The 3,570-nt window shown below is 62.3% G+C and carries 4 protein-coding genes and 1 pseudogene; 2 read left to right on the top strand and 3 right to left on the bottom strand.

Going from position 1 to position 3,570, the window contains the following annotated elements; all coding sequences use genetic code 11:
- Both N5J71_RS22140 and N5J71_RS22610 read left to right on the top strand, forming a co-directional pair.
- Nucleotides 1–208: transposase domain-containing protein (locus N5J71_RS22140; protein WP_279917658.1), on the top strand; the 208-nt coding region annotated here is incomplete at its 5' end.
- A 95-nt stretch (nucleotides 209–303) separates the two neighbouring features.
- Nucleotides 304–462 (top strand): annotated as a pseudogene (locus N5J71_RS22610) (transposase); the annotation flags it as partial.
- 135 nt (nucleotides 463–597) lie between these two features.
- Here N5J71_RS22610 and N5J71_RS22130 read toward each other — a convergent pair.
- From N5J71_RS22130 to N5J71_RS22120, 3 genes are all read right to left on the bottom strand, one after another.
- Nucleotides 598–765, bottom strand: a complete 168-nt coding sequence (locus tag N5J71_RS22130; protein ID WP_003464276.1) for a hypothetical protein — start codon at nucleotides 763–765, stop codon at nucleotides 598–600.
- Complete coding sequence (locus tag N5J71_RS22125) at nucleotides 762–1,817, bottom strand: Lnb N-terminal periplasmic domain-containing protein (protein ID WP_003464273.1); 1,056 nt, start codon at nucleotides 1,815–1,817, stop codon at nucleotides 762–764. The genes N5J71_RS22130 and N5J71_RS22125 overlap by 4 nt, the downstream gene beginning before the upstream one ends.
- A partial coding sequence (locus N5J71_RS22120) for an esterase/lipase family protein (RefSeq protein ID WP_279917657.1) occupies nucleotides 1,814–3,570 on the bottom strand: 1,757 nt, incomplete at its 5' end. The genes N5J71_RS22120 and N5J71_RS22125, both read right to left, overlap by 4 nt.

The raw sequence follows: 3,570 nt of genomic DNA, 5'->3' as shown, positions 1-3,570 counted from the left end.
GCCCTGGGCACTGGGGCGCTCGAACTGGTTGTTTGCAGGATCGCTACGCAGCGGCAAACGCGCGGCGGCGATCATGAGCCTTATCCAGTCGTCCCGAATGAACGGGCATGATCCGTATGCCTATCTCAAGGACGTGCTGACACGCCTGCCGACGCAACGGGCGAGTGAGGTCGGCCAACTGCTGCCGCATCAGTGGGCGCCTGCCTGAATCACGCAAGGTGAGTTCGGCGTACGCTTACGATGAGAAAGCATCGCTACCCGAGCAACGTGAGTCGTGAGCAGTTTGAATAAGGCCAAGCCTTATTGAAAAGCATACGCAAGCGCACCAAACCCCGAAGCGTGGATCTCTACGAGATTTGGTGCGCCGTGTTGTATCTCTTGAAGACAGGCTGCCAGTGGCGCCTGATTCCTAGTGACTTTCCGCGCTGGCAAACGGTGTCTCGCTACTTCAAGCAGTGGAGCGCAGCTTTGCTTGTCCAGAAAAGTGTCGGCGGTTGTGGAAAAACTGCGGGCACAAATTCAACACCAGCTTGCAGTTCATCCACTTGGCCTTTTGGCCTTTCTCGTCCTACTACTCGAAAGATCGTAAACAGGCTCTTACATCCCAAGTTCCAGATAGAGCTTGTAGCCTATGGTGCAAAACATCAGCAGGATGCCTAGCACCATGGTATAGATTCCCAAATCGTGGTCACGCTTGGCGAAACCGATCGTTAGCAAGAGGAAGCCTGCCACTATCAGCGCGATCATCACTTCGAGTTCGTTCATTCCTCTCTCCCCGGTCGTTCATCGTTGTTGGTCTTTGTTTCCACTGCCCAGCCCGGTACGCCTTGGCGGATCTGTCTGGAAAAGTCCGCCGCCTCGTCCGCCTGGCGGGCGCGTCCGGTGATTCGCCCCCGATTGCGTAGTGCGTCCAGGCTGTAGCCCTGTTGCAGGCCGCCGATATCCTGCACGTAGCCTGGCAGGTAGCCGGTCAGCAGCAGGCGGTGATCGACGGGCAGGCCGCCGATGATGCTCTGCACCATGTCGAAGACGATGGTCGTGCAGTTGGCGGTCAGGGTGTTGTAGAAGCGTGGCCGTTCGACCAGGGTGTTGGCCTGCTCGACATAGGAAAGCAGGAGTTCGCGCATGACCGGCCTGGGCATGTCGATGCGGTACAGGTAGACGTCCTCGTCGCGCACGTTGGTACGCACCCGCACGGCGTCGCGCTCGTCGGTGGCGACGATGCTGAGTTCGAATTCCTTAAAGAAGCCGCCCAGCTCCGAGTAGCGCTCGCCCTTTTCCTTGCGGGTCTCCACGGTGAAGACCAGGTACCGGCCGTCCTCGAAGCCGAAGGACACCAGGATATGGGCGATGGCCGGCATGCCCCAGTAGGAGGTCAGCAGGTCGACCGAGGCCAGTTGCCGCAGGTCGTAGGAACGGCTTTCCCAGGCGATGTCGTAGTCCTCATCGCTGCGCCAGTCGAAGTTGCGCACGTTGTCCAGCAGCAGCTGTTCGTCGACCACCCGGCCTTGGGTCATGCGTGCCACGTCGTCGGCCCAGGCGCGTTGGTTGGACGGTTGCAGGCTGTGCCACCAGGCCAGCAGCACGGCGAATGCCAGCAGGTGGATGGACAGCGCCCACAGTGGTGGCCGCCGCCACAGCAGGACAAGGGTGAGGACGCCGAGCAGGCACCAGAGTGCGACCAGGGCGTACCCCGCCAAAGGAGGCCAGTTCAGCCGGTAATCCAGGGCGAGGGCGCCCCAACTGGTCGTCAGCGGGATGAGCAGGGTTAGGAGCAGGCGCGTCAACAGCCGCAGCATGAGATGCGGGCGTTTCATCGCGTATCCTCTTCGCTCAGGTGCTGGTGGAGGATGCGGCGTATTTCGATGATTGCTTCCGGCGTTTCCTGGACGCTGTGCCACGAAGGGATGATCTTCTCCGACTGTGCACCCTCCAGATGGGCACTGGTATAGGGCACCACACCATCACTGGTGCTTGCCAGCAACAATTCGGGCGTATGGTTGCCGATGATGCTGTGATAACGCACCTGGGGCGAGATCGGCAATTCGGCCGCGGCCCTGACGAAGGGGTCGTTGGCGCTGAGGTTGTCGATGCTATTGAGGCCTCGGGTCAACGTCACGGGTGCCGCCGAGTTGGGGTCGACCAGTACCTGGGCGAGCTCGCTGAAGCGGCCGAGTACCGAGACCGGCAGCTTGACCAGGCCGGCGGCCCAGCGCGACAGGCGGTTTTCCGCGAAGGGTGTGCCACGGTGCGGTGCCGCGGCGAAGACGGCCCGGCTGACCTGGGGCAGTGGCTCGAAATCCAGGTAGGGGCCCAGTTTCGCGCGGGCCCGTTCCTGCCTCTTGCCACTCATGTCGTATTGCGCCGTGAGCGACGACCACAGTTGGTCTTGCGAGGAGGAAACCAGCAGGCGCGACAGCACACCGCCCATGCTGTGGCCGACCAGTACGATGTCGCGGCTGGCCGCGGCGTTGCCCTGTGGATCGAAATGCCTGAGGGTTTGCTCGATGGTTTCGCGGATTGCCTTGTTGTTGAAGGCGATCGGCAGGTTGGTCGGGTAGTAGATCTGCCAGATCTGGTAGTTGTTGCGTAGCGCCTCGTCGCCGAGCACTTCGTTGGCGACGTTGATCCAGGCTTCGGGGCTGCTGGCCAGGCCGTGCAGCATGATGATGATGCGGCGCTCGGGGTCGTAGGGTTGCAGCAGATAGAGGTGCGGTGCTTCCAGCACTTCGCCGCGACCGACCAGGGTCAGCAGGGACTGGCGGGCGAAGCCGGAACGGGCCAGCCACAGGCCGTATCCGGAGGTGAAATTGGCCGCGAGTGGAACCGACTGGCCTGCCACCTCGAAGTGGGTGGTGCGATAGGGATCGTAGCCGCTGATATCGGCCGTGCGGGTCGCCAGCACCTCTGCGAGGGTGCTGCCCGGAAAGCGAATCACCGCACTGATGGCGGGGAAGGGCGTCTCGCTCCAGGGCAACCGGTCGCTCTGGCTGGTGACCACGCGCTTGCGGGTGACGGCGACCAGTTCGGCGCCGAGCCCGTCGCGCCGATACTGGTTGCGCAGACCTGCGAAGGAGAGGGAGGCGGCGGGGATCAGTTCCTGAGGAAGCTGCCGGCCTTCGGCCAGCCTGACTTCCTGCATGGTGCCGCTGATGTTCCAGTGTGCCAGGCGCAGGTGGAATTGCTCATCGGCCGTTTCGCGCTGTGGAGGTTTGCCACGATACAGCTCGAACAACAGGGTCAAGGCTTCCTGTACCGCGAAATTGTAGTAGTCGCGCACCTGGGTCTGGCGATCCTCCAGGGCACGCTGGCCAGTGTTGCGGGGGGTAAAGAAAAGATAGGCATAGGCGTGCCGGGCGCTTTCCAGATAAGCGTCGACGCGTGCCTCCTGTCCATGCAGACCCTTGCTGCGCATGGCTTCGAGCAGCCACAGCTCGGCCAGGGCCGACAAGCGATTCTCGTCGGCGAGGCCTGTGTTGTCGGCGAGTTGACTACGGCACTCGGGCAGATCCTTGCGGCAATCCTTCTCGGCAATGCCCACGACCTGCAGGGTGGTGCGAGCGGATGCGC

The sequence above is a fragment of the Ectopseudomonas oleovorans genome, assembly GCF_029845265.1.
GTDB classification, from domain to species: domain Bacteria; phylum Pseudomonadota; class Gammaproteobacteria; order Pseudomonadales; family Pseudomonadaceae; genus Aquipseudomonas; species Aquipseudomonas oleovorans.
The sequence above is the reverse complement of the archived record's forward strand: the minus strand, read 5'-3'. Positions and strand labels throughout refer to the sequence as shown.

Excerpts from the sequence above, each read along its gene's own strand:
- N5J71_RS22130 (WP_003464276.1), bottom strand. The coding sequence starts at position 765 with ATGAACGAACTCGAAGTGATGATCGCGCTGATAGTGGCAGGCTTCCTC.
- N5J71_RS22125 (WP_003464273.1), bottom strand. The coding sequence starts at position 1,817 with ATGAAACGCCCGCATCTCATGCTGCGGCTGTTGACGCGCCTGCTCCTA.